Below are 21,463 nucleotides of genomic sequence, written 5' to 3'. Positions count from 1 at the left end.
CTGATGCCCTTAAGCTTCAAGCCGCTTGCGGCTCTGCCTGACGGGTGAGGAGTTTTTCACCGTCATGGCCTGTCACGATACGTTCGATGATTTCGCCCGGTGCGCCGCCGTCGACCGATGCCAGCGTAAAGCCTTCCGTGCGGGCAATGCCTTCCTTCTCGACCAGAAGGCGCTGCATGGTGCCATTCAGCGCGCCAAGATGCTTTTTATAGGCACGGTCGCCTTCCGCGCGCAGGCGTGCCGCGCGTTCCTTGACGATTTCGCGCCGCACCTGCGGCATGCGGGCGGCAGGCGTGCCTTCGCGCGCGCTGTAGGGGAAGACGTGCAGGTGGGAGAGGCCGCATTCCTCGACGATTTTCAGCGAGTTCTGGAACATCTCCTCGGTTTCGGTCGGGAAACCGGCGATGATGTCAGCGCCGAAGACGATATCGGGACGAAGCCCGCGCACTGTTTCGCAGAAGCGGATCGAATCGTCGCGCAAGTGGCGGCGCTTCATGCGCTTCAGGATCATGTCGTCGCCCGCCTGCAGCGACAGGTGCAAATGCGGCATCAGCCGCTTTTCATTGGCAATCGCATCCATCAGATCGTCATCGGCCTCGATGGAATCGATGGAGGAAAGACGCAGGCGCTGCAAATCCGGCACCTGATTGAGAACAGTCTTCACCAATTTGCCGAGGCGCAGATTGCCGGGAAGATCGGGACCGTAGGAGGTCATGTCCACGCCGGTCAGCACCACTTCGGCATAGCCATTGCCGACGAGACGCTTGACCTGGTCCACCACAGCACCCATCGGAACCGAGCGGGAATTGCCGCGACCATAGGGAATAATGCAGAAGGTGCATCGATGGTCGCAGCCGTTCTGCACCTGCACGAAGGCGCGCGCGCGGCCCTCGATGGCATCGACCATATGGCTTGCGGTTTCGCGCACTTCCATGATGTCGTTGACGCGTACTTTCTCGAACTGATTGACGCCGAAATCCGGCAGCATCCGGTAGGAGTTGGATTTGAGCTTTTCCTCATTGCCGAGAATGAGGTCCACTTCATCCATGGCGGCGAAATTGTCCGCTTCCGTCTGCGCAGCGCAGCCGGTGACGATGATGCGCGCTTCCGGATTTTCACGGCGTGCCTTGCGGATCGCCTGACGCGCCTGACGCACGGCTTCCGCCGTCACGGCGCAGGTATTGAAGATGATCGCCCCGTCCTTCAACTCGCCCAGTCCGGCGGCGTCGGCTTCGCGCTTCATCACCTCCGATTCATAGGTGTTGAGGCGGCATCCGAATGTGACGACTTCCACCGACATCAGGCTGCACCCCTGTCAGATGGCTTGTGAGACTGGGCGTCGCGGCTCCATTCACCGGTTGCCGGATCGAAAATGCCGGAAAACTCCCATTCGGCCGGCCCGGTCATGATGACGTGATCGTCGTCACGCCATTCGATCAGGAGAGGACCGCCCGGAACATTGACGGTGACAGTTCGCCCCGTGCGGCGCGTGCGCGCTGCGGAGACGGCTGCGGCGCAGGCGGCGGAACCGCAGGCGCGGGTGAGGCCCGCGCCACGCTCCCATGTGCGCAGGTTCATCGTCTCGGGCGATGTGACCTCGGCAATGGAGATATTGGCGCGTTCCGGGAAGATCGGATGATGTTCCAGAAGCGGTCCGAACTTTTCCAGCTCATAGGACCAGACATCGCGGTCGACCCAGAATATGGCGTGCGGATTGCCCATGGATGCAACCGACGGCGAATGCAGCACCGGCGCGTCGATGGGGCCGACCTGCAGTTCGATCATGCGCGTATCGCGAAACTCTTCGGCAAGCGGAATGTCCTGCCAGTCGAAGCGCGGCTTGCCCATGTCGACCGAAATCAGGCCATCTTCGTGTTCTGTTGCGGTCAGAATTCCGGCGCGGGTCTCGAAGGTGAAGGCCTGCCTGCCCGTTTCGGCGGCCAGCGCCTGCACCACGCAGCGCGTGCCATTGCCGCAAGCCTGTGCTTGTGTGCCGTCGCAATTGATGATCGCGATATAGTTGTCGGTTCCCGCTGTACGTGGATCATGGATCGCCATGATCTGATCGAAGGCGGTCTCGCTGTCGCTTGCAAGACGGATCGCGGCTTCAGGCGTGATCCGGTCCGCGCGACCGCGCATGTCGGCAACGATGATCTGATTGCCGAGCCCGTTCATCTTGGCGAAGGCTGCCCTGGTGGCCATAACTATCGTGGTTCCGTTTTCCTGCGGCTTATGCTCATGAAGCCTATGGGACAATTAGGGTCTATATGGCGGAAAAGCCCGCAAATTGCCAGTACCCGGATGAGATTGGGAAAAGTTGCGGCCCGGAGGTTTCTGCAGAACAGCCCCCAATATCGGAGAAACTGTGGCCTTCCTGTCCCAGTTTCAGGATTATCATGCGGTTTCAAGCGATCTTGAAGGGTTTGGAGGGGAAAAATGACAGTATTCGGTGTTGCTTTTTTAACCATATAGCCATTTTATCGGTCCAATATTGTCACATTGCAGGGCTTCGGTAGGAAGCCCGGGGCATCCCCACCCCTGATGAGAAATGCGGAAATGGAGAACCAGATGGGAATTTCGAAAGCAAGTCTGCTCAGCCTCGCGGCGGCTGGCATTGTCCTGGCCGGGTGCCAGAGCTCCCGGTTCGGCAATCTCGATACGGTTTCGCCACCGCCGCCGCCGCCACCCGTAGCCGCCGCTCCGGCCGGCACGGTGCAGAAGGGCAATCTTTCTTCTCCCAATGCTTCGCAGTTCCCGACGGCTCCGACCACGAACCCGAACGCGCAGCCGGGCACGCAGGTTGCAAGCCTGCCGCCGGCTTCCGCGCCCGATCTGACGCCCGGCTCCGTCGCCGGTGTGTGGAACGCATCGCTTGGCGGCCAGAGCTGCAAGATCGCGACGCCGCAGACCAAATATGGCCAGGGCTTCCGCGCCGGTCCGCTGCGCTGCCCCGGTGAACTCGGCAATCTCGCTTCCTGGGCCGTCAACGGCAAGCAGCTCGTTCTCTATGATGCGAATGGCGGCACCGTCGCCTCGCTCTATTCCTCGGGGGCGAGCCGCTTCGATGGACAGACCTCGGGCGGTCAGGCCGTATCGCTCTCGCGCTAAGACATTCTTTCGTTTGGAGCCCATTTCGATCTGATTGAATCAGATCGGCGCTCCAATTGTTTGTTTTGCCGCGCATCTTGCCCGAAAACCGCTTCGCCCTTTTCGGGATGCGCTCTGGAGACAGGCGGATCATCGCAAGATGGTCCGCCGTTTTTGCAATTGAAAGGTTGAACGGAAGCAATCATGTCTTTCGACGGTAATCTGAAAGCCTTCCCCTCCGTCCGCGAACATTACGATGCGATGGTCGCGGCGGGCGATGTGGACGCCGATCCCGCTCAACTCGAACTTACCGTCCGTTACGACCGGCTGATCGAGGAAATCTGCACCCGGCGCCTGTCACGCAAGTCGAGCGCGCTCGGCTGGCTGTTCGGCAAGCGCAAGGAGGCGACGAGCGTCATCAAGGGGCTTTACGTGCACGGCGAGGTCGGACGCGGCAAGACCATGCTGATGGACATGTTCTTTTCGCTTCTGCCGGTCGAACGCAAGCGCCGTGCCCATTTTAACGATTTCATGGCCGATGTGCATGAGCGCATCTATGCGCACCGTCAGGCGCTGAAGCGCGGCGAGACCAAGCAGGACGATCCGATACCGCCGGTGGCGGACGCGCTCAGCCAGCAGGCCTGGGTGCTTTGCTTCGATGAATTCACCGTGACCGACATTGCCGATGCGATGATCCTGTCGCGCCTGTTCAGCGCGCTCTTCGCTCGTGGCGTGGTGCTGGTGGCGACATCCAACGTCGCGCCGGACAATCTTTACCGCGACGGCCTGAACCGGCAGCTCTTCCTGCCCTTCATTGATATTCTCAAGAACCATGTCGATGTGATCAATCTGGATTCCCGCACCGATTACCGCCTTGAAAAGCTGGACCGCCAGCCGGTCTATCTGTCGCCGCTCGGTGCGGAAACCACCAGGCGCATGGATGCGGCCTGGGCGGCACAAAAGGATGGCGCGCCTGAAAAACCGGACGTCATCCGCATCAAGGGGCGCGACATCGAGATCGCCCGTTCCGTGCATGGCGCGGCACGCTTCACTTTCGATGCGCTCTGCACGAAGCCGCTCGGCGCATCGGACTATATCGCCATCGTCAAGCATTATCCGACGCTGTTCATCGAGGATGTGCCGGTGCTGGACTATGCGCGCCGCAACGAGGCGAAGCGCTTCATCCTGCTGATAGACGTGCTTTACGATCATCATGCGCGGGTGTTCATTTCCGCCGAAGCGCAGCCGGAAAAGCTCTATCTTGCCAGCAAGGGCACGGAGGCCTTCGAGTTCGACCGCACCGCTTCCCGCCTTTTCGAGATGCAGAGCGCGGAATATCTGGCCGAGCCCCCCGGCAAGGCCGGTTGAGGCCTTCCGCGTCCCTCCTCGTCAGGCGGCCCCATCATCAGACTGCCACAGACTGGACTTATAAGCCGGGTGGGCTATGTTGCTCACGCAATTCATGCGGAGGCGGGGCGCGTTTGCGCGGAACTTCCGATGCGGCGCCTGTCTGGAATCCTGAACCGGTTTCGGACGGGTGCGCGACGCTGTTGGAATTGGCAGCTTGCCGCTCGCTCCCTCGCCGCTTCGTCGGGGATGGTCCGCGACGGCGGGAAGGGTGTTTTTGCCTTGATATTGACAAATTATCTTACCTTTACGTAAGAACCGATAAATCTAACCGATTGAAAACATTGGTCGCAAAATAATGAGTTGAGTTTATCGCCAAAGAGTCCTATCTCGCAGTTCCAACGCTTGAGCGTTTCCGGGGAGGATTCCGGATGGCTTGATGCGTTTCTGGATCAAAAGTGAGGAAAGAAACAATCATGGCACGCAACAAGATTGCCCTCATCGGCTCCGGCATGATCGGCGGCACGCTCGCTCATCTGGCCGGTCTGAAGGAACTCGGCGACGTCGTCCTTTTCGACATTGCGGAAGGCATCCCGCAGGGTAAGGGACTGGACATTGCCGAATCTTCGCCCGTTGACGGTTTTGATGCGAAGTACACCGGCGCCAACGACTACGCTGCAATCGAAGGCGCAGACGTTGTCATCGTGACCGCAGGCGTGCCGCGCAAGCCGGGCATGAGCCGCGACGACCTTCTGGGCATCAACCTCAAGGTGATGGAGCAGGTTGGCGCGGGCATCAAGAAATATGCCCCTGAAGCTTTCGTCATCTGCATCACCAACCCGCTCGACGCCATGGTCTGGGCGCTGCAGAAGTTCTCCGGTCTTCCGGCGCACAAGGTCGTCGGTATGGCCGGCGTTCTCGACAGCGCCCGCTTCCGCTATTTCCTCTCGGAAGAATTCAACGTGTCGGTTGAAGACGTCACGGCATTCGTGCTGGGCGGCCACGGCGACAGCATGGTTCCGCTCGCCCGTTACTCGACCGTTGCCGGCATCCCGCTGCCAGACCTCGTCAAGATGGGCTGGACCAGCCAGGACAAGCTCGACAAGATCATCCAGCGCACCCGTGACGGCGGCGCGGAAATCGTCGGCCTCCTCAAGACCGGTTCGGCTTTCTACGCTCCGGCCTCGTCGGCCATTCAGATGGCTGAATCCTACCTCAAGGACAAGAAGCGCGTCCTGCCGGTCGCTGCCCAGCTTTCCGGCCAGTATGGCGTCAAGGACATGTATGTCGGCGTGCCGACCGTGATCGGCGCCAATGGCGTCGAGCGCATCATCGAAATCGATCTCGACAAGGACGAGAAGGCGCAGTTCGACAAGTCGGTGGCTTCCGTCGCCGGTCTTTGCGAAGCCTGCATCGCCATCGCTCCGTCGCTGAAGTAAATTCCAGACAAGGCCGGATTGTCGCTTGCCTGCGGCTCCGGCCTTTTCCGGCTGTCAATCCGTACCGGTTCCGTTCAATCCCAATATGCAACGGACCGGGAATCCGCAGAGGACAACCAGATGAATATTCACGAATACCAGGCCAAGCGCCTGCTTCACACCTACGGCGCGCCGATCGCCAATGGTGTGGCTGTCTATTCCGTCGAACAGGCGGAAGAATGGGCAAAGACGCTTCCCGGACCGCTTTATGTCGTCAAAAGCCAGATCCATGCTGGCGGACGCGGCAAGGGCAAGTTCAAGGAACTGCCAGCCGATGCAAAGGGCGGCGTGCGCCTCGCCAAGTCTGTCGAGGAAGTGGTTGCCAATGCGAAGGAAATGCTCGGCAACACGCTCGTCACCAAGCAGACCGGCCCTGCCGGCAAGCAGGTCAACCGTCTCTACATCGAAGACGGTGCCGACATCGATCGCGAGCTTTATCTCTCGATCCTGATCGACCGCACCGTTGGCCGTCCGGCTTTCGTCGTTTCGACCGAAGGCGGCATGGACATCGAAGCTGTTGCCGAGGAAACCCCTGAAAAGATCGTCACCGTCGCCATCGACCCTGCCAAGGGCGTGACGGATGAGGACGCCAACAAGCTCGCCGATGCGCTGAAGCTTGAAGGCCAGGCTCGCGAAGACGGCGTCAAGCTGTTCCCGATCCTCTACAAGGCCTTCACCGAGAAGGACATGAGCCTTCTGGAAATCAATCCGCTGATCGTTATGACCGATGGCCGCGTGCGCGTTCTCGACGCCAAGGTGTCGTTCGACGGCAACGCCCTGTTCCGTCATCCCGACATCCAGGAACTGCGCGATCTGTCGGAAGAAGACGAAAAAGAAATCGAAGCTTCCAAGTACGACCTCGCCTATGTCGCTCTCGATGGCAATATCGGCTGCATGGTCAACGGCGCAGGCCTTGCCATGGCAACGATGGACATCATCAAGCTCTACGGCGCAGAACCTGCCAACTTCCTCGACGTTGGCGGCGGCGCTTCCAAGGAGAAGGTGACGGCTGCGTTCAAGATCATCACCGCCGATCCGGCTGTCCAGGGCATTCTGGTCAACATCTTTGGCGGCATCATGAAGTGCGACGTCATCGCTGAAGGCGTGATCGCCGCGGTCAAGGAAGTCGGCCTCAAGGTTCCGCTGGTTGTCCGTCTCGAAGGCACCAATGTCGAACTCGGCAAGAAGATCATCAACGAGAGCGGCCTCAACGTCATTTCGGCCGACGATCTCGACGATGCGGCGCAGAAGATCGTCGCTGCAGTGAAGGGGAATTAAGGCATGTCCATTCTCGTCAACAAGGACACCAAGGTTCTCGTGCAGGGCCTGACCGGCAAGACCGGCACCTTCCACACCGAACAGGCGCTTGCCTATTACGGCACGCAGATGGTCGGTGGCATCCATCCGAAGAAGGGTGGCGAAACCTGGGAAGGCGCCAAGGGCGAAAAGCTGCCGATCTTCGCAACCGTTGCCGAAGCCAAGGAACGCACCGGTGCCGACGCATCCGTGATCTATGTTCCGCCAGCAGGCGCAGCAGACGCGATCATCGAAGCCATCGAAGCTGAAATCCCGTTCATCGTCTGCATCACCGAAGGCATTCCGGTCATGGACATGGTTCGCGTCAAGGAGCGTCTGGAACGCTCGAAGTCGCGCCTGCTCGGACCGAACTGCCCGGGCATCCTGACCCCTGAAGAATGCAAGATCGGCATCATGCCGGGCAATATCTTCAAGAAGGGTTCGGTGGGCGTTGTTTCCCGCTCCGGAACGCTTACCTATGAAGCAGTGTTCCAGACCTCCAACGAAGGCCTCGGCCAGACCACCGCTGTCGGTATCGGCGGCGATCCGGTCAAGGGCACCGAGTTCATCGACGTGCTGGAAATGTTCCTGGCCGACGACGAAACCAAGTCGATCGTCATGATCGGTGAAATCGGCGGTTCGGCTGAAGAAGATGCGGCGCAGTTCCTCAAGGACGAGGCCAAGCGCGGCCGCAAGAAGCCGATGGTCGGCTTCATCGCTGGCCGTACGGCTCCTGCCGGACGCACCATGGGCCATGCCGGCGCCGTGATCTCCGGCGGCAAGGGCGGCGCGGAAGACAAGATTGCAGCCATGGAATCGGCTGGCATTCGCGTGTCGCCGTCGCCGGCGCAGCTCGGCAAGACGCTGGTCGAAGTCCTCAAGGGCTGAGATCGCGTAACGATCTGAATATCCCGGCTGCGGCGAAAGCCGCTGCCGGGTTTGGCATAACAGCGGGTCATGTGATCCGTTTAGAGGGACGGATATCCGTTCCGACGCGTAGAGTTTAGTCATGCCGGGGTCTGTAGCGGTTCCTCCCCGGCGGCGTGAGGGATGAAGTTTCAAACTTCCGGCCCGCGCAAGATGAGCCACTGACAAGGAGACGGAGCGCTGCTCCGGATAGGCTATGGCAAGGCAAGAACAAGCCAACGACGTTTTCGCCCTTACCTCATTCCTCTATGGCGGCAATGCCGACTATATCGAGGAGCTGTACGCCAAGTATGAGGACGATCCGAATTCGGTCGATCCGCAGTGGCGCGATTTCTTCGCGAAGCTGGGCGATAATGCCGACGATGTGAAGAAGAACGCTGAAGGCGCGTCCTGGACCAGAAAGAACTGGCCGATTGCCGCCAATGGCGAACTGATTTCCGCGCTCGATGGCAACTGGGCCGAAGTCGAGAAGCACGTCACCGACAAGCTGAAGGGCAAGGCGGCAAAGGGCGAAGCGAAGGGCGCGACCGGCGCAGCGCTGACCAGCGAAGAGATCACGCAGGCTGCACGCGACAGCGTTCGCGCCATCATGATGATCCGCGCCTATCGCATGCGCGGCCATCTGCACGCCAATCTCGATCCGCTCGGTCTCTCCGAAAAGCCGAACGATTACAACGAGCTGGAACCCGAAAACTACGGTTTCACGCCTGCCGACTACAACCGCAAGATCTTCATCGACAACGTGCTCGGCCTCGAATATGCGACCGTGCCGGAAATGCTCGACATCCTGAAGCGCACCTATTGCGGCACGATCGGCGTTGAATTCATGCATATCTCCGATCCGGCTGAAAAGGCCTGGATTCAGGAACGCATCGAAGGCCCGGACAAAAAGGTTGCTTTCACGCCGGAAGGCAAGAAGGCCATCCTGTCGAAGCTTATCGAAGCGGAAGGCTTCGAGCAGTTCATCGACGTCAAGTACAAGGGCACCAAGCGTTTTGGCCTCGATGGCGGTGAATCGCTGATCCCGGCGCTGGAACAGATCGTCAAGCGCGGCGGCGCCATGGGCGTCAAGGAAATCATCTTCGGCATGGCCCACCGTGGCCGTCTGAACGTGCTCAGCCAGGTCATGGGCAAGCCGCATCGCGCCATCTTCCACGAGTTCAAGGGCGGCTCCTATGCGCCGGACGACGTGGAAGGTTCGGGCGACGTGAAGTACCATCTGGGCGCTTCGTCGGACCGTGAGTTCGACGGCAACAAGGTTCACCTGTCGCTGACCGCCAACCCGTCGCACCTTGAAATCGTCAATCCGGTCGTCATGGGCAAGGCCCGCGCCAAGCAGGATCTGCTGGCCGGTCGCACCCGCGACGACATGGTTCCGCTTGCAACCCGCGCCAAGGTTCTGCCGCTTCTGCTGCACGGCGATGCCGCCTTTGCCGGTCAGGGCGTCGTGGCCGAGTGCCTCGGCCTTTCGGGCCTGAAGGGCCACCGCGTTGCCGGTACGGTCCATTTCATCATCAACAACCAGATCGGTTTCACCACCAATCCGGCCTTCTCGCGTTCGTCGCCTTATCCGTCGGATGTGGCGAAGATGATCGAAGCGCCGATCTTCCACGTCAATGGCGACGATCCGGAAGCCGTGGTGTTTGCAGCCAAGGTTGCCACCGAGTTCCGCATGACCTTCCACAAGCCGGTGGTCATCGACATGTTCTGCTATCGCCGCTTCGGTCACAACGAAGGCGACGAGCCGTCCTTCACCCAGCCGCTGATGTACAAGGCGATCCGCGGGCACAAGACCACGGTTCAGCTCTACAGCGAAAAGCTGATCGCCGAAGGCCTGATCAAGCAGGAAGAAATCGACCAGATGAAAGCGCAGTGGCGCGAAAATCTGGAAGCCGAATTCGAAGCCGGACAGAGCTACAAGCCGAACAAGGCCGACTGGCTGGACGGCGCATGGGCTGGTCTGCGTACTGCCGACAACGCCGACGAACAGCGCCGCGGCAAGACCGCCGTGCCGATGAAGACGCTCAAGGAAATCGGCAAGAAGCTGGTTGAAGTGCCGAAGGACTTCCATGTCCACCGCACGATCCAGCGCTTCCTCGACAACCGCGCCAAGATGATGGAAACGGGCGAGGGAATCGACTGGGCGACGGCGGAATCGCTGGCGTTCGGTTCGCTGGTTGCCGAAGGCAGCCCGATCCGCCTGTCGGGTCAGGACGTCGAGCGCGGCACCTTCTCGCAGCGCCATACGGTTCTCTACGATCAGGAAACCCAGAACCGCTACATCCCGCTCAACAATATCCAGAAGGGTCAGGCTATCTACGAGGCCATCAATTCGATGCTCTCCGAAGAAGCGGTGCTCGGCTATGAATACGGCTATTCGCTGTCCGATCCGCGCGCTCTGGTCCTGTGGGAAGCCCAGTTCGGCGATTTCGCCAATGGTGCACAGGTCGTGTTCGACCAGTTCATCTCGTCGGGCGAACGCAAGTGGCTGCGCATGTCCGGCCTCGTCTGCCTCCTGCCGCACGGCTATGAAGGCCAGGGTCCGGAACACTCTTCCGCTCGTTTGGAACGCTATCTCCAGCTCTGCGCCGAAGACAACATGCAGGTGGCGAACGTCACGACGCCGGCCAACTACTTCCACATCCTGCGCCGCCAGATGAAGCGCGACTTCCGCAAGCCGCTCATCATGATGACGCCGAAGTCGCTGCTGCGCCACAAGCGCGCCGTTTCGACGCTGGCCGAAATGTCGGGCGAATCCTCGTTCCACCGCCTGCTGTGGGATGATGCGCAGTACAACAAGGACGAAGGCATCAAGCTCCAGAAGGATGCAAAGATCCGTCGCGTCGTTCTCTGCTCGGGCAAGGTCTATTACGACCTTTACGAAGAGCGCGAAAAGCGCGGCATCGACGACGTCTACCTGCTGCGCGTGGAACAGCTCTATCCGTTCCCGGCCAAGGCGCTCATCAACGAGCTGTCGCGGTTCCGTCAGGCGGAAATGGTCTGGTGCCAGGAAGAGCCGAAGAACATGGGTGCATGGTCGTTCATCGACCCGTATCTGGAATGGGTGCTCGCTCATATCGACGCCAAGCATCAGCGCGTGCGCTATGCGGGCCGTCCGGCCGCAGCGTCGCCTGCAACGGGCCTGATGTCGAAGCATCTTGCACAGCTTGCCGCTTTCCTTGAGGATGCGCTCGGCTGAGCGCCGCCCGGCAATTCACATCGAACGAACTTTAAAGACTGAAGATCAACGGAAGAAGAAACCATGGCTACCGAAATTCGCGTTCCCACGCTTGGGGAGTCCGTTACCGAGGCAACCATCGGAAAGTGGTTCAAGAAGGTTGGCGATGCCGTCGCTGTCGACGAACCGCTGGTGGAACTGGAAACCGACAAGGTGACAGTGGAAGTTCCGGCTGCTGCTGCTGGCGTGCTGGCCGAGATCGTGGCCAAGGAAGGCGACACGGTCGAAGTCAACGCGCTTCTCGGCCAGATTTCCGGTGACGGCGCTGCCGCCGCTGCGGCCCCGGCTGCGAAGAAGGAAGAAGCCAAGCCTGCCGCTCCCGCTGCTGCGGCGCCGGTCGCTTCCGCCTCGTCCGGCCCGGCCATGCAGCCTGCTCCGGCAGCTTCCAAGCTGCTTAATGAAAACAACCTTTCCGCCGATCAGGTGGAAGGTTCGGGCAAGCGCGGCCAGGTGCTGAAGGGCGATGTGCTTGACGCTATTGCAAAAGGTGTTTCGGTTGCTCCTGCCGCCGCCGCACCGGCTGCTGCCCGCCCGGCATCGCCAGCTGACGACGCATCGCGCGAAGAGCGCGTGAAGATGACCCGCCTGCGCCAGACGATCGCCAAGCGTCTGAAGGACGCCCAGAACACTGCCGCCATGCTGACGACCTACAACGAAGTCGACATGTCAGCGGTCATGGAACTGCGCACCAAGTACAAGGACATCTTCGAAAAGAAGCATGGCGTGAAGCTCGGCTTCATGGGCTTCTTCACCAAGGCCGTGACCCATGCGCTGAAGGAAATCCCGGCGGTCAACGCCGAGATCGACGGCACCGACATCATCTACAAGAACTTCGCCCATGTCGGCATGGCCGTCGGCACCGACAAGGGTCTCGTGGTTCCGGTCATCCGTGACGCCGACAGCATGTCGATCGCGGAAATCGAAAAGGAACTGGGACGTCTGGCCAAGGCGGCTCGCGAGGGTTCGCTGTCCATGGCCGACATGCAGGGCGGCACGTTCACCATCACCAATGGCGGCGTGTACGGTTCGCTGATGTCCTCGCCGATCCTGAACGCTCCGCAGTCGGGCATCCTTGGCATGCACAAGATCCAGGAACGTCCGGTTGTCGTCGGTGGCCAGATCGTGATCCGCCCGATGATGTATCTGGCGCTTTCCTACGATCACCGCATCGTGGACGGCAAGGAAGCCGTGACCTTCCTCGTGCGCGTCAAGGAAAGCCTGGAAGATCCGGAACGTCTGGTTCTCGATCTCTAAGGAAGAACGATGGAGCCGGGCCTCTTCTCCGCATCCCCGTTCCTGCCGCTGATCGGCGGGAGCGTCGTCCTGCTGGTGGTTCATATCCTCCTGCAGGGCTTTGCGGCAACGAAGGAACTCGGCTCCCCGGTGGAATGCCGGTCCGCGCGACGAGGGGCTGAAACCCTCCGGCAAGTTTGCCGGTCGCGCGGAACGGGCCTCCGCCAATTTCCGCGAGACCTATCCGGCCTTCATCGGTCTGGCGCTGGCGCTCGTGCTGAAAGGCGACCCGTCCGGGTGGGGTATCCTCGGGGCGTGGCTCTGGTTGCTGGGCCGCATCGTCTATATCCCGCTTTATCTGGCGGGCATTCCCTATTTCCGTTCCTTCGTCTGGCTCATCAGCCTGGTGGGGCTCGGTATCATGCTTCTGGCTTTGGTTCTGTGATGACAGCCTGCACGTGAAACACGCGCAACGAAGGAAACACGATGCATCCCTATCTTTTCGAACTTGCATCCCTGATGGCGATCTTCGTCTTTGCCATCGTTTCCCCCGGCGCTGATCTTGCGATGGTCATCCGGCAATCGCTGCTGCATGGCCGCCGTGAAGCGATCATCACGAGCTTCGGTATCGGCGCCGCCCTGATGATGCATGTCACCTATACGGTGCTCGGGCTCGGGCTCATCATTTCCAAGTCGATCTACCTGTTCAACATCGTCAAATGGTGCGGCGTGGCCTATCTGGTCTATATCGGCATCAAGGCGCTGCGGGCTGGTACGACGAAGATCGACGTGGAGGCTTCGCCAAAGGAGCCGCGCAAGCAGCAGAGCTTCGCCAGGGCCTTCGGCCTCGGCTTTGCCGCCAATGCGCTGAACCCCAAGGCGGTGTTCTTCTTTCTGTCGATTTTCTCCACGGTCGTTCATGCCCATACGCCGACCGAGGTGAAGCTCGGTTATGGCGTCGTGATGGCGACCGCGCTGATCTCCTGGTTCGTCGGCGTCAGCCTTTTCATGACGACACCGAAGATGCGCGCGGCCTTCTCGCGCGCCTCGAAGTGGATCGATCGCGCCAGCGGAGTTGTGTTCATCGCGTTGGGGCTTAAACTTGCCACCGAAAAGGCTATGTAATCCTTATCTTCGCAAGCCGAGGATTCGCTGCCGGAAAAGCTCAGCCGGAACACCCAGGGAGAACCGACAGATGCATGTTGCACAAAAGCTTTTCAGGACCACCGCCTTTGCCGCGCTCGCGCTTTCGGTGTTCTCCACCGCCGTTCAGGCGGCTTGCACGCAGAACCGCGCGATTTATCGCGATCGCGACGATGCCTACACGCTGACCTTCCGTCCGGAGCAGCCGAATGATCTGAAAATGACCCCGGCGCCGACCAATGAGTTCACCATCACGGCCAACGACAAGCCGGAGTTCAAGCTGAGCGGCATGGTGATCTGGCCGGAGGAGGGCGTGGCGCGCCCCTATGCCTTGCTGACCTTCAACTGCAAGGGCGATGGTTCCAATCCGGAAGACCTCGACGATTGCAGCATCTGGCAGAGCGTCATCTATGCCTTGAAGGAAGGCGCGGAAGCCGAGGTGCTGCCCAAGGCGGAAGAACCGGCGGCGCAGGCGATCCTGCTGCCCGATCTGGTAACGGCGCTCGATGGTTATGATTTTGGAGCGGCAAAACCCGAAAAGCCGCTGCAGTGGGAAGTGTTCCGCTTTCAGGGATGCACGCCCGACCAGGAATGACCGGCTCCTGAAAAATGCCGGTTGCATGTGAATAATTGCGGATGAAGGGCATCGCCGGATGAACCGGGTCGCCCGAAAGCGTTCAGGACAGACTGAAGAAGGATAGTTCAATGTCATACGATGTGGTTGTCATCGGTACGGGCCCCGGCGGTTATGTCGCCGCGATCAAGGCTGCACAGCTTGGTCTTTCCGTTGCTGTTGTGGAGAAGCGCAAGACCTTCGGTGGCACCTGCCTGAATATCGGCTGCATTCCCTCCAAGGCGCTGCTGCATGCATCGGAAGTTTTTGCCGAAGCCGGTCATTCCTTCGATACGCTCGGCGTGGAAGTGACGCCGAAGCTCAATCTGGGCAAGATGCTGGCGCACAAGGATGCGACCGTGAAGTCCAACGTCACCGGCGTTGAATTCCTGTTCAAGAAGAACAAGATCACGTCCTTCATCGGCACCGGCAAGATCGTGGCCAAGGGCAAGGTTTCCGTGACCGCCGAAGACGGCAAGGTCGAGGAAATCGAAGCAAAGAACATCATCATCGCCACCGGCTCCGACGTTGCCGGCATTCCCGGCGTCAAGGTCGATATTGACGAGAAAGTCATTGTTTCCTCGACCGGCGCGCTTTCCTTCGACAAGGTTCCGGGCAGCCTGATCGTCGTCGGCGGCGGCGTGATCGGCCTCGAACTTGGTTCCGTCTGGGCGCGTCTCGGCGCCAAGGTCACGGTCGTGGAATATCTCGACAAGGTGCTCGGGCCCATGGACGGCGAAGTGTCGAAGCAGTTCCAGCGTCTCCTCGAAAAGCAGGGCATTGCCTTCAAGCTCGGCGCCAAGGTGACCGGCGTGGAGAAGGCAGGTAAGGGCGCGAAAGTGACCTTTGAACCGGTAAAGGGTGGCGCGGCTGAAACGCTTGAAGCCGATGCCGTTCTGATTGCGACCGGCCGCCGTCCTTACACGGACGGTCTCGGCCTGCAGGAAGCTGGCGTGAATGTCGATGATCGCGGCCGCGTTGCCATCGACGGTCACTGGCGTACCAATGTCGAAGGCATCTATGCCATTGGCGACGTGGTGCAGGGTCCGATGCTGGCGCACAAGGCCGAAGACGAAGGCATTGCGGTTGCCGAAATCATTGCCGGTCAGGCCGGTCACGTGAATTTCGATGTCATTCCGAGCGTCGTTTACACGCAGCCGGAAGTGGCTTCCGTCGGCAAGACCGAAGAAGAGCTAAAAGCTGCCGGTATCGAATACAAGATCGGCAAGTTCCCGTTCACGGCCAATGGTCGCGCACGCGCCATGCTGCACACGGACGGGTTCGTGAAGATCCTCGCCGACAAGGCGACGGACCGCGTCCTGGGCGCTCATATCCTCGGCTACAATGCCGGCGAAATGATCCACGAACTGGCTGTTCTGATGGAGTTCGGCGGATCGTCGGAAGACCTGGCCCGCACCTGCCACGCGCATCCGACTATGTCGGAAGCCGTGCGCGAATCCGCCCTGGCGACCTTCGCCAAGCCGATCCATATGTGATCGGCCATTATATGGAACTGCAAAAGGCCCGCAGATGCGGGCCTTTTTTCGATGTCTAGAGCATTTCCGACGATTCTGTCAGAACAGGAACCGCTCTAGTTTTGCGCTGGCGGGCTGGCCGGGGGAGCCGGAGCAGGTGTTGCAGGCTCGCTCTGCGTCGCAGGGGGAGGCGAAGGTGGAGCGGCTGTGTCTGTCCCGCTGCCGTTGCGGTAAAAGAAATAAGCCAGGATGACTATCGCCGCCAGCAGCACCGCGCCAAGCAGATAGCCGCTTCCGCCGCGCGCGGGCGGTGGCGGCGGCATCCCGGATGGGGCCGAAAGCCTGGGGTCGGTTGTCGTGCGCGGGTCGTTGTTCCGCGGGTCATTGTTTCGCGGGTCGAGGGGGTCAACCATATCGGGTCCTCCAATGGTCCCTTCCGCCATCGAAACGACAGTCGGGAAGTGACAGTTGGCCGGGCATTGCGTGTGGTCCTCGGGCAATCGATGTTCCGACCGCCTCGAATGCGTGCCGTCATGCGCTGCAATAACAAACCCGGTGTATATCAATGCGAAAAAGAGCGGATAGTTCCAGAAGCGCTAATATGCGTACGAGCCAGTACGAATAGACGTGCGGAGCGGGGCGGCGGCGCTGGTGTTAACGCAAGAGAAACTGCGCATCATTTATGTATATTCAATCACGGATGCGATCTGCTGATCGAAAATATGATCGATCAACTGGCTATCCGGGCTTTATCACTGTAAAGCACTGATAAGGCAGGATCGTTACAAGCGATCAGAGACGACGCCGAAATTTTGAGGAATGACATTATGCCGTCGAAAGAAAACCTGAAAACCATTGAACGCTTCGAGAAACTTTCGTCGCTTCTGCGCGATGAACAGTTCAAGCTTCTGGATGAGGCGGCTCGGGAAGAAGCGCTTCCGGGAAAATCCATATTGAGACAGATTGCCGAACTCGAACTCAATATAACCGCCATCGAGAACAGCATCACGGACCTGAAAGCCGGCTAGAGCATTTCCTGCAACACCGGAAATGCTCTATCGACGATTATAGCGGAACCACCCGATAACCCTTTGCACGCAGCAATTCGATTACCCCATCCGCGCCCGGCAGATGCAGCGCGCCAACGGCAATAAAGGCATTTCCCTTGTCGATGATCGGGACGGCGCGATCAGCCATGACGTGATTGCGGTCCGAAATGAGATATTTTAGAAACAAATTATAGTCCTCGTCGGAAAGGTTGTCGGGAACAATCTTCCGGAGCGTCGGCATGATCATCCCGATCTCGCCCTTGAGATAAAGTGCAGTCATTGTCTCCATGGCATTCTCGATCCCGTCACCATAATCGATGGTAGCCACAAGGCTGCGGACATGGAAATCGAGCGGCATCCGGCTCATCGCCAGGAGCTGTTCTTCCGCACTTTCAAGGCCCTGAACATCGCGGCCCTCGGCCTGCGCGTCGAGAGCAAGCTTTTCATCGAGCGATTTCTCGCCCTCGCTTTTGCGCTGTCTCTCGCATTTGGGAAACGTCAGCAGGCTGGATAGGACCCAGGGTTTCATTGTGGCGACCGCGTCGAGAATGATGCCGCGTTCTGCAAGCTTCCGTTCGATCTCGTCACGCTGCTCTGCGGGAAGATGGGATTTGAGCGTGGTGCCATCGGTGAAGAGCAGCAGGTCGGGATGTTCGAGCCTGACACGCAGGAAAAACTTCGGGTCCAGCATATCCGTCGTTTCCACGACAACCGTGTTCGCCGATCGATAGGCCGTGTCGGTCGCTTTCGGCAATGTCATGACGCGGGGATCGGAAAAATGTATCGTGCCGAAGAGATAGGATGGCTCGATGCCCTCTTTCTCGATTTTCCAGAGGAGCCCCGTGCGATTGGGAACCTTATCGGCTTCGCGCTGCAATTCCTGCCAGCTAACCGGGTCTTTCGCCTCAAGTCCTTCCATGAGGTTGACGCCGTGTGGGGTACAGGTAGCCGCGGCAGGGGCATTGTCGGCGCGAGCGGCGATGGAGCCTGCAAGACAGGCAAGGAGAAGGGTCAGAAACAGCTTTTTCATGAGGGCAATATAGAGCCGGTTTTCACGGATGCCAGACCAATATCAAGCGCGCGGGTGCGCCTTGTCGTAAACTTCCAGCAATCGCTCTGTATCCACGCCGGTATAGACCTGTGTCGTGGAAAGGCTGGCGTGGCCAAGCAGTTCCTGAATGGTGCGCAGATCGCCGCCGCGTCCCAGAAGGTGCGTTGCAAAGGAATGGCGCAGCGCATGCGGCGTCGCGCTGTCCGGCAGGCCAAGGCCAGCGCGCAGTTTCTGCATTTCACGCTGGATGATCGCCGCATGAAGAATGCCGCCCTTGGCGCCGCGAAACAGCGGTTTGTCGGCCGAAAGATCGAATGGGCAAAGCGTCCGATACTGCGCTACAGCGCGATGCACCACCGGCAGCAACGGCACGAGGCGGGCTTTGTTGCCCTTGCCGGTAATGGTGATGGAAAGGGCGGTGCTGTCGGATAATGCGTCACCCGTCAGGCCGAGCGCCTCGGAGATGCGCAGGCCGCAACCATAGAGCAAGGTCAGAACGGCGGCGTTGCGCGCGGCAATCCATGGCTCCTCCGCCAGTTGCCCGTCGGCGGCAACCACGCGGCGGGCATCTTCGGCGGTCAGTGGCTTGGGCAGTGATTTCGGCTGTCGCGGCGCGCGCATCGCGCTCGCGCCTGCGGCATTGGCAAGACCGCGTTTTTCCAGATGACGCAGCAGCGAGCGCACGCCCGCAAGTCCGCGCCCCAGCGTTCGCGCGCCGACGCCTTCGTTGCGGCGGCTGGCCAGGAACGAGCGCAGATCGGCGATCCGCAGATTGCCGACATCCTTCAGCGACGGCGGTTCGCCCAGATGGCCGGTCAGGAAATTGAGAAACTGGCGCGTATCGCGCTCATAGGCATCAAGCGTATTTTCCGACAGGCGCCGCGCATCTTTCAGCGTCTTCAGCCATTCTTCCCTGGCGGCTGCGAGGTCGGCGCGGGCAGGGATCAGAAATTCGCTGTTCGTCGTCATAATCGGGCCGATCGTTCACTCTGGATTCGCAAGGCAGTCTGCCAGCGATAGGTTACCGGCTGGTTTTCGTGGGTTGAAGAGCGCTTTTGTGACGAAATGACGTGAAAAAGGCCAACGAAAGAGCTATTGAACGAAAAATAGTTCTCTCCGTGCAGCAAAAAACAAGGTTGGCAATGCCGCGTCCAGAAAACCCGATCCAGCTCGCCGTCATCGGTGCCGCCCATGGCACGCGCGGTGAAGTGCGAGTGAAGACCTTTACCGGCGATCCGCTGGCCATCGCCGATTACGGCCTGCTTTATGACGAACAGGGCAAGAGCTACGAAGTTCTGGAAGCGCGCCCGGCCAAGACGGTCGTGGTCGTGCGTTTCAAGGGCATCAACGACCGCAATGCGGCCGAGGCGCTGAACGGGACCGAGCTTTTCATCGATCGCTCACAGCTGCCGGATGACGAACTGGACGAAGACGAATTCTACCAGACCGATCTGATCGGCTTGCTGGCGGTCGATGCGGAAGGCAAGCCCTATGGCGTGGTGAGCGCCCTGTTCGATTTCGGCGGCGGCGATCTCATCGAGCTTTCCGAAAAGGGCAAGCGTCCCATGCTCATTCCGTTCACGGAAGCGGCCGTACCGGAGATCGACTTCGACAAGGGCATATTGCTGGTCGAACCCCATGCCGCCGGATTGATCGCCGAGGATGAGGACGAGCGCCCGCAGGGCGAAAAGAAAAAGCCGAAGAAGTGATGACCGAAGTTTCAAAGGTCGCGGAGGAGGCCGGTTTCTTTCATGCCTCCGTGCTGACGCTTTATCCGGAAATGTTCCCCGGACCGCTTGGCGCTTCGCTTGCCGGCAAGGCGCTCGCCGAAGCGAAATGGCGGCTGGACGCGGTGCAGATTCGCGACTTTGCGGAAGGGCGGCACCGTATGGTGGATGACACGCCATCTGGCGGCGGCGCTGGCATGGTGATGAAGCCGGATGTTATCGCCCGCGCACTGGATTCAGTCGCCGACGGTCGCCGCCCGATGCTTCTGATGAGCCCGCGCGGAAAACCGCTGACACAGAAGCGCGTGCGCGAGCTGGCCGACGGGCCGGGCGCGATCATTCTCTGCGGTCGTTTCGAAGGGGTGGACGAACGCGTCATTGAAGCGCGCAATCTCGAGGAAGTTTCGATTGGCGATTACATCCTGTCGGGCGGAGAGACTGCGGCCATCGTACTGCTCGATGCCGTTGTGCGGCTCTTGCCGGGCGTGATGGGCAATCGTGAATCCGGCGAGACGGAAAGCTTCGAGACCGGCCTGCTCGAACATCCGCATTATACCCGCCCGCAGGTATGGGAAGGAAGATCGATCCCGGAAATCCTGACGTCGGGCAATCATGGCGCCATCGATAAATGGCGACACGAGCAGGCGGAACGGATCACCAGGGAGCGGCGTCCTGATCTTTGGGAAGCCTATGGCGAGGGCAAGCGCAAATGAATCTGATCCAGCGGCTCGAAAGTCTTTCTCTCGCACTGCTGGCGCTCGGAGCCTATTGGGTCAGCGGCGCGAGCTGGTGGTTGTTCGCCATCCTCATCCTTGCGCCCGATCTTTCATTCTTCGGCTATATGAAGGGGCCGCGTACCGGCGCGGTCATCTACAATATCGCCCATAGCTGGATCGGCGTCGTGTTTGTGGCGGTGTTCGGCTGGGCCATGAACTGGCCGCTCTGCTTTGCAATTGCGCTGATCTGGGCCGTGCATATCGGCGTCGACCGCGCACTCGGTTTCGGCCTCAAATATGGATCGGGTTTCAAGGATACGCATCTGGGCCGCATCTGAGGGGATTTTGGCGTCCTGATATTGATTCATCGCCAGCAATGGTGTATTGCCGCGCCAGTTCGGGCTAGTCCCGACATTGTAATATCCCGTTCGGGCAAAGCCCGTTACGTCCTAAACCAATAAATGGTGTACCGCTCCTGCCTGAATTTGAAGGCATAGCCACAGGGCCAAGGATTGCTTGGTGGCAAGTGCAGAGCGCTCTGACTGTTTGAGAAGAATTCAGAAGGAGAAAGACGATGACCGATATCATTCGTCAGCTTGAAGCCGAACAGGCAGCAAAGATCGAAGAAAAGCGCAAGCTTCCGGATTTCCAGCCAGGTGACACCGTTCGCGTTCAGGTTCGCGTTACCGAAGGTACGCGTACCCGCGTGCAGGCCTATGAAGGCGTCTGCATTGCCCGTTCCGGCGCTGGCCTCAACGAAAACTTCACCGTTCGCAAGATTTCCTACGGCGAAGGCGTGGAGCGCGTATTCCCGGTTTACTCGCCGATCGTAGAAGGCGTTGAACTGGTTCGCCGCGGCAAGGTTCGTCGCGCAAAGCTTTACTACCTGCGCGGCCTCACGGGCAAGGCTGCCCGTATTGCTGAAAAGAAAGACAACCGCACCAAGGCCGAGCGCGAAGCCGACAAGGCTGCCGCTGCCAAGGCCGAAGCTGCCAAGGCTGCTGCTGAATAAGTTTCACAGCGATCTGTTTGAAAAAGGCGGCCTTTGGGTCGCCTTTTTTATTTGCCAAAAGCAAAGGGTTG

General features: G+C 59.7%; 21 protein-coding genes. 16 read left to right on the top strand and 5 right to left on the bottom strand.

The window, feature by feature from the left end; all coding sequences use genetic code 11:
- Window positions 1-16 precede the first annotated feature (16 nt).
- Together mtaB and dapF are read right to left on the bottom strand one after the other, a co-directional pair.
- On the bottom strand, window positions 17-1,300 hold the full coding sequence (gene mtaB / locus OINT_RS11555; RefSeq protein WP_006467997.1) for a tRNA (N(6)-L-threonylcarbamoyladenosine(37)-C(2))-methylthiotransferase MtaB: 1,284 nt from the start codon (window positions 1,298-1,300) through the stop codon (window positions 17-19).
- Window positions 1,300-2,202, bottom strand: a complete 903-nt coding sequence (gene dapF / locus OINT_RS11550; RefSeq protein WP_006470967.1) for a diaminopimelate epimerase — start codon at window positions 2,200-2,202, stop codon at window positions 1,300-1,302. Before dapF ends, mtaB begins: the two co-directional genes overlap by 1 nt.
- 366 nt (window positions 2,203-2,568) lie before the next feature.
- On the opposite strand from dapF, the gene OINT_RS11545 reads away from it, so the two are divergent.
- The 11 genes from OINT_RS11545 to lpdA all read left to right on the top strand — a co-directional run bounded on the left by OINT_RS11545 (window position 2,569) and on the right by lpdA (window position 15,858).
- Complete coding sequence (locus OINT_RS11545; RefSeq protein WP_006470966.1) at window positions 2,569-3,108, top strand: protease inhibitor Inh/omp19 family protein; 540 nt, start codon at window positions 2,569-2,571, stop codon at window positions 3,106-3,108.
- A gap of 183 nt (window positions 3,109-3,291) precedes the next feature.
- The gene (zapE, locus tag OINT_RS11540) at window positions 3,292-4,455 is read left to right on the top strand and encodes a cell division protein ZapE (protein ID WP_006467993.1); all 1,164 of its coding nucleotides are present in this window, start codon (window positions 3,292-3,294) and stop codon (window positions 4,453-4,455) included.
- Between the two features lie 455 nt (window positions 4,456-4,910).
- Window positions 4,911-5,873: a malate dehydrogenase gene (mdh, locus tag OINT_RS11535; protein ID WP_006470965.1), complete on the top strand. Its 963-nt coding sequence runs from the start codon at window positions 4,911-4,913 to the stop codon at window positions 5,871-5,873.
- A gap of 120 nt (window positions 5,874-5,993) precedes the next feature.
- Window positions 5,994-7,190, top strand: coding sequence for an ADP-forming succinate--CoA ligase subunit beta (sucC, locus tag OINT_RS11530; RefSeq protein ID WP_006470964.1), 1,197 nt, complete (start codon window positions 5,994-5,996; stop codon window positions 7,188-7,190).
- Window positions 7,191-7,193: 3 nt separating this feature from the next.
- Complete coding sequence (gene sucD, locus OINT_RS11525; RefSeq protein WP_006467990.1) at window positions 7,194-8,096, top strand: succinate--CoA ligase subunit alpha; 903 nt, start codon at window positions 7,194-7,196, stop codon at window positions 8,094-8,096.
- 235 nt (window positions 8,097-8,331) lie between these two features.
- The gene (locus OINT_RS11520) at window positions 8,332-11,334 is read left to right on the top strand and encodes a 2-oxoglutarate dehydrogenase E1 component (protein ID WP_006467989.1); all 3,003 of its coding nucleotides are present in this window, start codon (window positions 8,332-8,334) and stop codon (window positions 11,332-11,334) included.
- A 63-nt stretch (window positions 11,335-11,397) separates the two neighbouring features.
- Window positions 11,398-12,627 carry a 2-oxoglutarate dehydrogenase complex dihydrolipoyllysine-residue succinyltransferase gene (odhB, locus tag OINT_RS11515; protein WP_006467988.1) on the top strand — a complete coding sequence of 410 codons (1,230 nt, stop codon included), beginning with the start codon at window positions 11,398-11,400 and terminating at the stop codon, window positions 12,625-12,627.
- 100 nt (window positions 12,628-12,727) lie between these two features.
- Window positions 12,728-13,051, top strand: a complete 324-nt coding sequence (locus OINT_RS11510) for an MAPEG family protein (protein WP_006467987.1) — start codon at window positions 12,728-12,730, stop codon at window positions 13,049-13,051.
- 41 nt (window positions 13,052-13,092) lie between these two features.
- Window positions 13,093-13,731: a LysE family translocator gene (locus tag OINT_RS11505; protein WP_006467986.1), complete on the top strand. Its 639-nt coding sequence runs from the start codon at window positions 13,093-13,095 to the stop codon at window positions 13,729-13,731.
- A 70-nt stretch (window positions 13,732-13,801) separates the two neighbouring features.
- On the top strand, window positions 13,802-14,344 hold the full coding sequence (locus tag OINT_RS11500; protein ID WP_006470962.1) for a hypothetical protein: 543 nt from the start codon (window positions 13,802-13,804) through the stop codon (window positions 14,342-14,344).
- A gap of 110 nt (window positions 14,345-14,454) precedes the next feature.
- Window positions 14,455-15,858 carry a dihydrolipoyl dehydrogenase gene (lpdA, locus tag OINT_RS11495; protein ID WP_006467984.1) on the top strand — a complete coding sequence of 468 codons (1,404 nt, stop codon included), beginning with the start codon at window positions 14,455-14,457 and terminating at the stop codon, window positions 15,856-15,858.
- Between the two features lie 95 nt (window positions 15,859-15,953).
- Here the strand turns inward: lpdA and OINT_RS11490 are convergent, their stop codons facing one another.
- Window positions 15,954-16,250, bottom strand: coding sequence for a hypothetical protein (locus tag OINT_RS11490; RefSeq protein ID WP_039852793.1), 297 nt, complete (start codon window positions 16,248-16,250; stop codon window positions 15,954-15,956).
- A gap of 414 nt (window positions 16,251-16,664) precedes the next feature.
- On the opposite strand from OINT_RS11490, the gene OINT_RS11485 reads away from it, so the two are divergent.
- Complete coding sequence (locus OINT_RS11485; RefSeq protein ID WP_006470960.1) at window positions 16,665-16,865, top strand: hypothetical protein; 201 nt, start codon at window positions 16,665-16,667, stop codon at window positions 16,863-16,865.
- Between the two features lie 37 nt (window positions 16,866-16,902).
- Here the strand turns inward: OINT_RS11485 and OINT_RS11480 are convergent, their stop codons facing one another.
- Window positions 16,903-17,916: a TraB/GumN family protein gene (locus OINT_RS11480; RefSeq protein WP_006467981.1), complete on the bottom strand. Its 1,014-nt coding sequence runs from the start codon at window positions 17,914-17,916 to the stop codon at window positions 16,903-16,905.
- 42 nt (window positions 17,917-17,958) lie between these two features.
- A complete protein-coding gene (locus OINT_RS11475; RefSeq protein WP_006467980.1) occupies window positions 17,959-18,906 on the bottom strand; it encodes a tyrosine recombinase XerC in 948 nt (315 codons plus the stop codon).
- A 173-nt stretch (window positions 18,907-19,079) separates the two neighbouring features.
- Here OINT_RS11475 and rimM point away from each other — a divergent pair, with 173 nt between their 5' ends.
- The 4 genes from rimM (at window position 19,080) to rplS (ending at window position 21,392) form a co-directional block, all read left to right on the top strand.
- Window positions 19,080-19,646, top strand: coding sequence for a ribosome maturation factor RimM (rimM, locus tag OINT_RS11470; RefSeq protein WP_006470959.1), 567 nt, complete (start codon window positions 19,080-19,082; stop codon window positions 19,644-19,646).
- Window positions 19,646-20,377 (top strand): tRNA (guanosine(37)-N1)-methyltransferase TrmD, encoded by a 732-nt coding sequence (gene trmD, locus OINT_RS11465; protein ID WP_006470958.1) that lies wholly within the window; start codon window positions 19,646-19,648, stop codon window positions 20,375-20,377. The genes rimM and trmD overlap by 1 nt, the downstream gene beginning before the upstream one ends.
- Window positions 20,374-20,718, top strand: a complete 345-nt coding sequence (locus OINT_RS11460) for a DUF4260 domain-containing protein (protein ID WP_006470957.1) — start codon at window positions 20,374-20,376, stop codon at window positions 20,716-20,718. The genes trmD and OINT_RS11460 overlap by 4 nt, the downstream gene beginning before the upstream one ends.
- 236 nt (window positions 20,719-20,954) lie before the next feature.
- Window positions 20,955-21,392: a 50S ribosomal protein L19 gene (rplS, locus tag OINT_RS11455; protein ID WP_006467977.1), complete on the top strand. Its 438-nt coding sequence runs from the start codon at window positions 20,955-20,957 to the stop codon at window positions 21,390-21,392.
- Window positions 21,393-21,463 lie beyond the last annotated feature (71 nt).

Source organism: Brucella intermedia LMG 3301 (assembly GCF_000182645.1).
GTDB classification, from domain to species: domain Bacteria; phylum Pseudomonadota; class Alphaproteobacteria; order Rhizobiales; family Rhizobiaceae; genus Brucella; species Brucella intermedia.
Note: the sequence above shows the minus strand (reverse complement) of the source record. Positions and strands in the feature narration are given on the sequence as shown.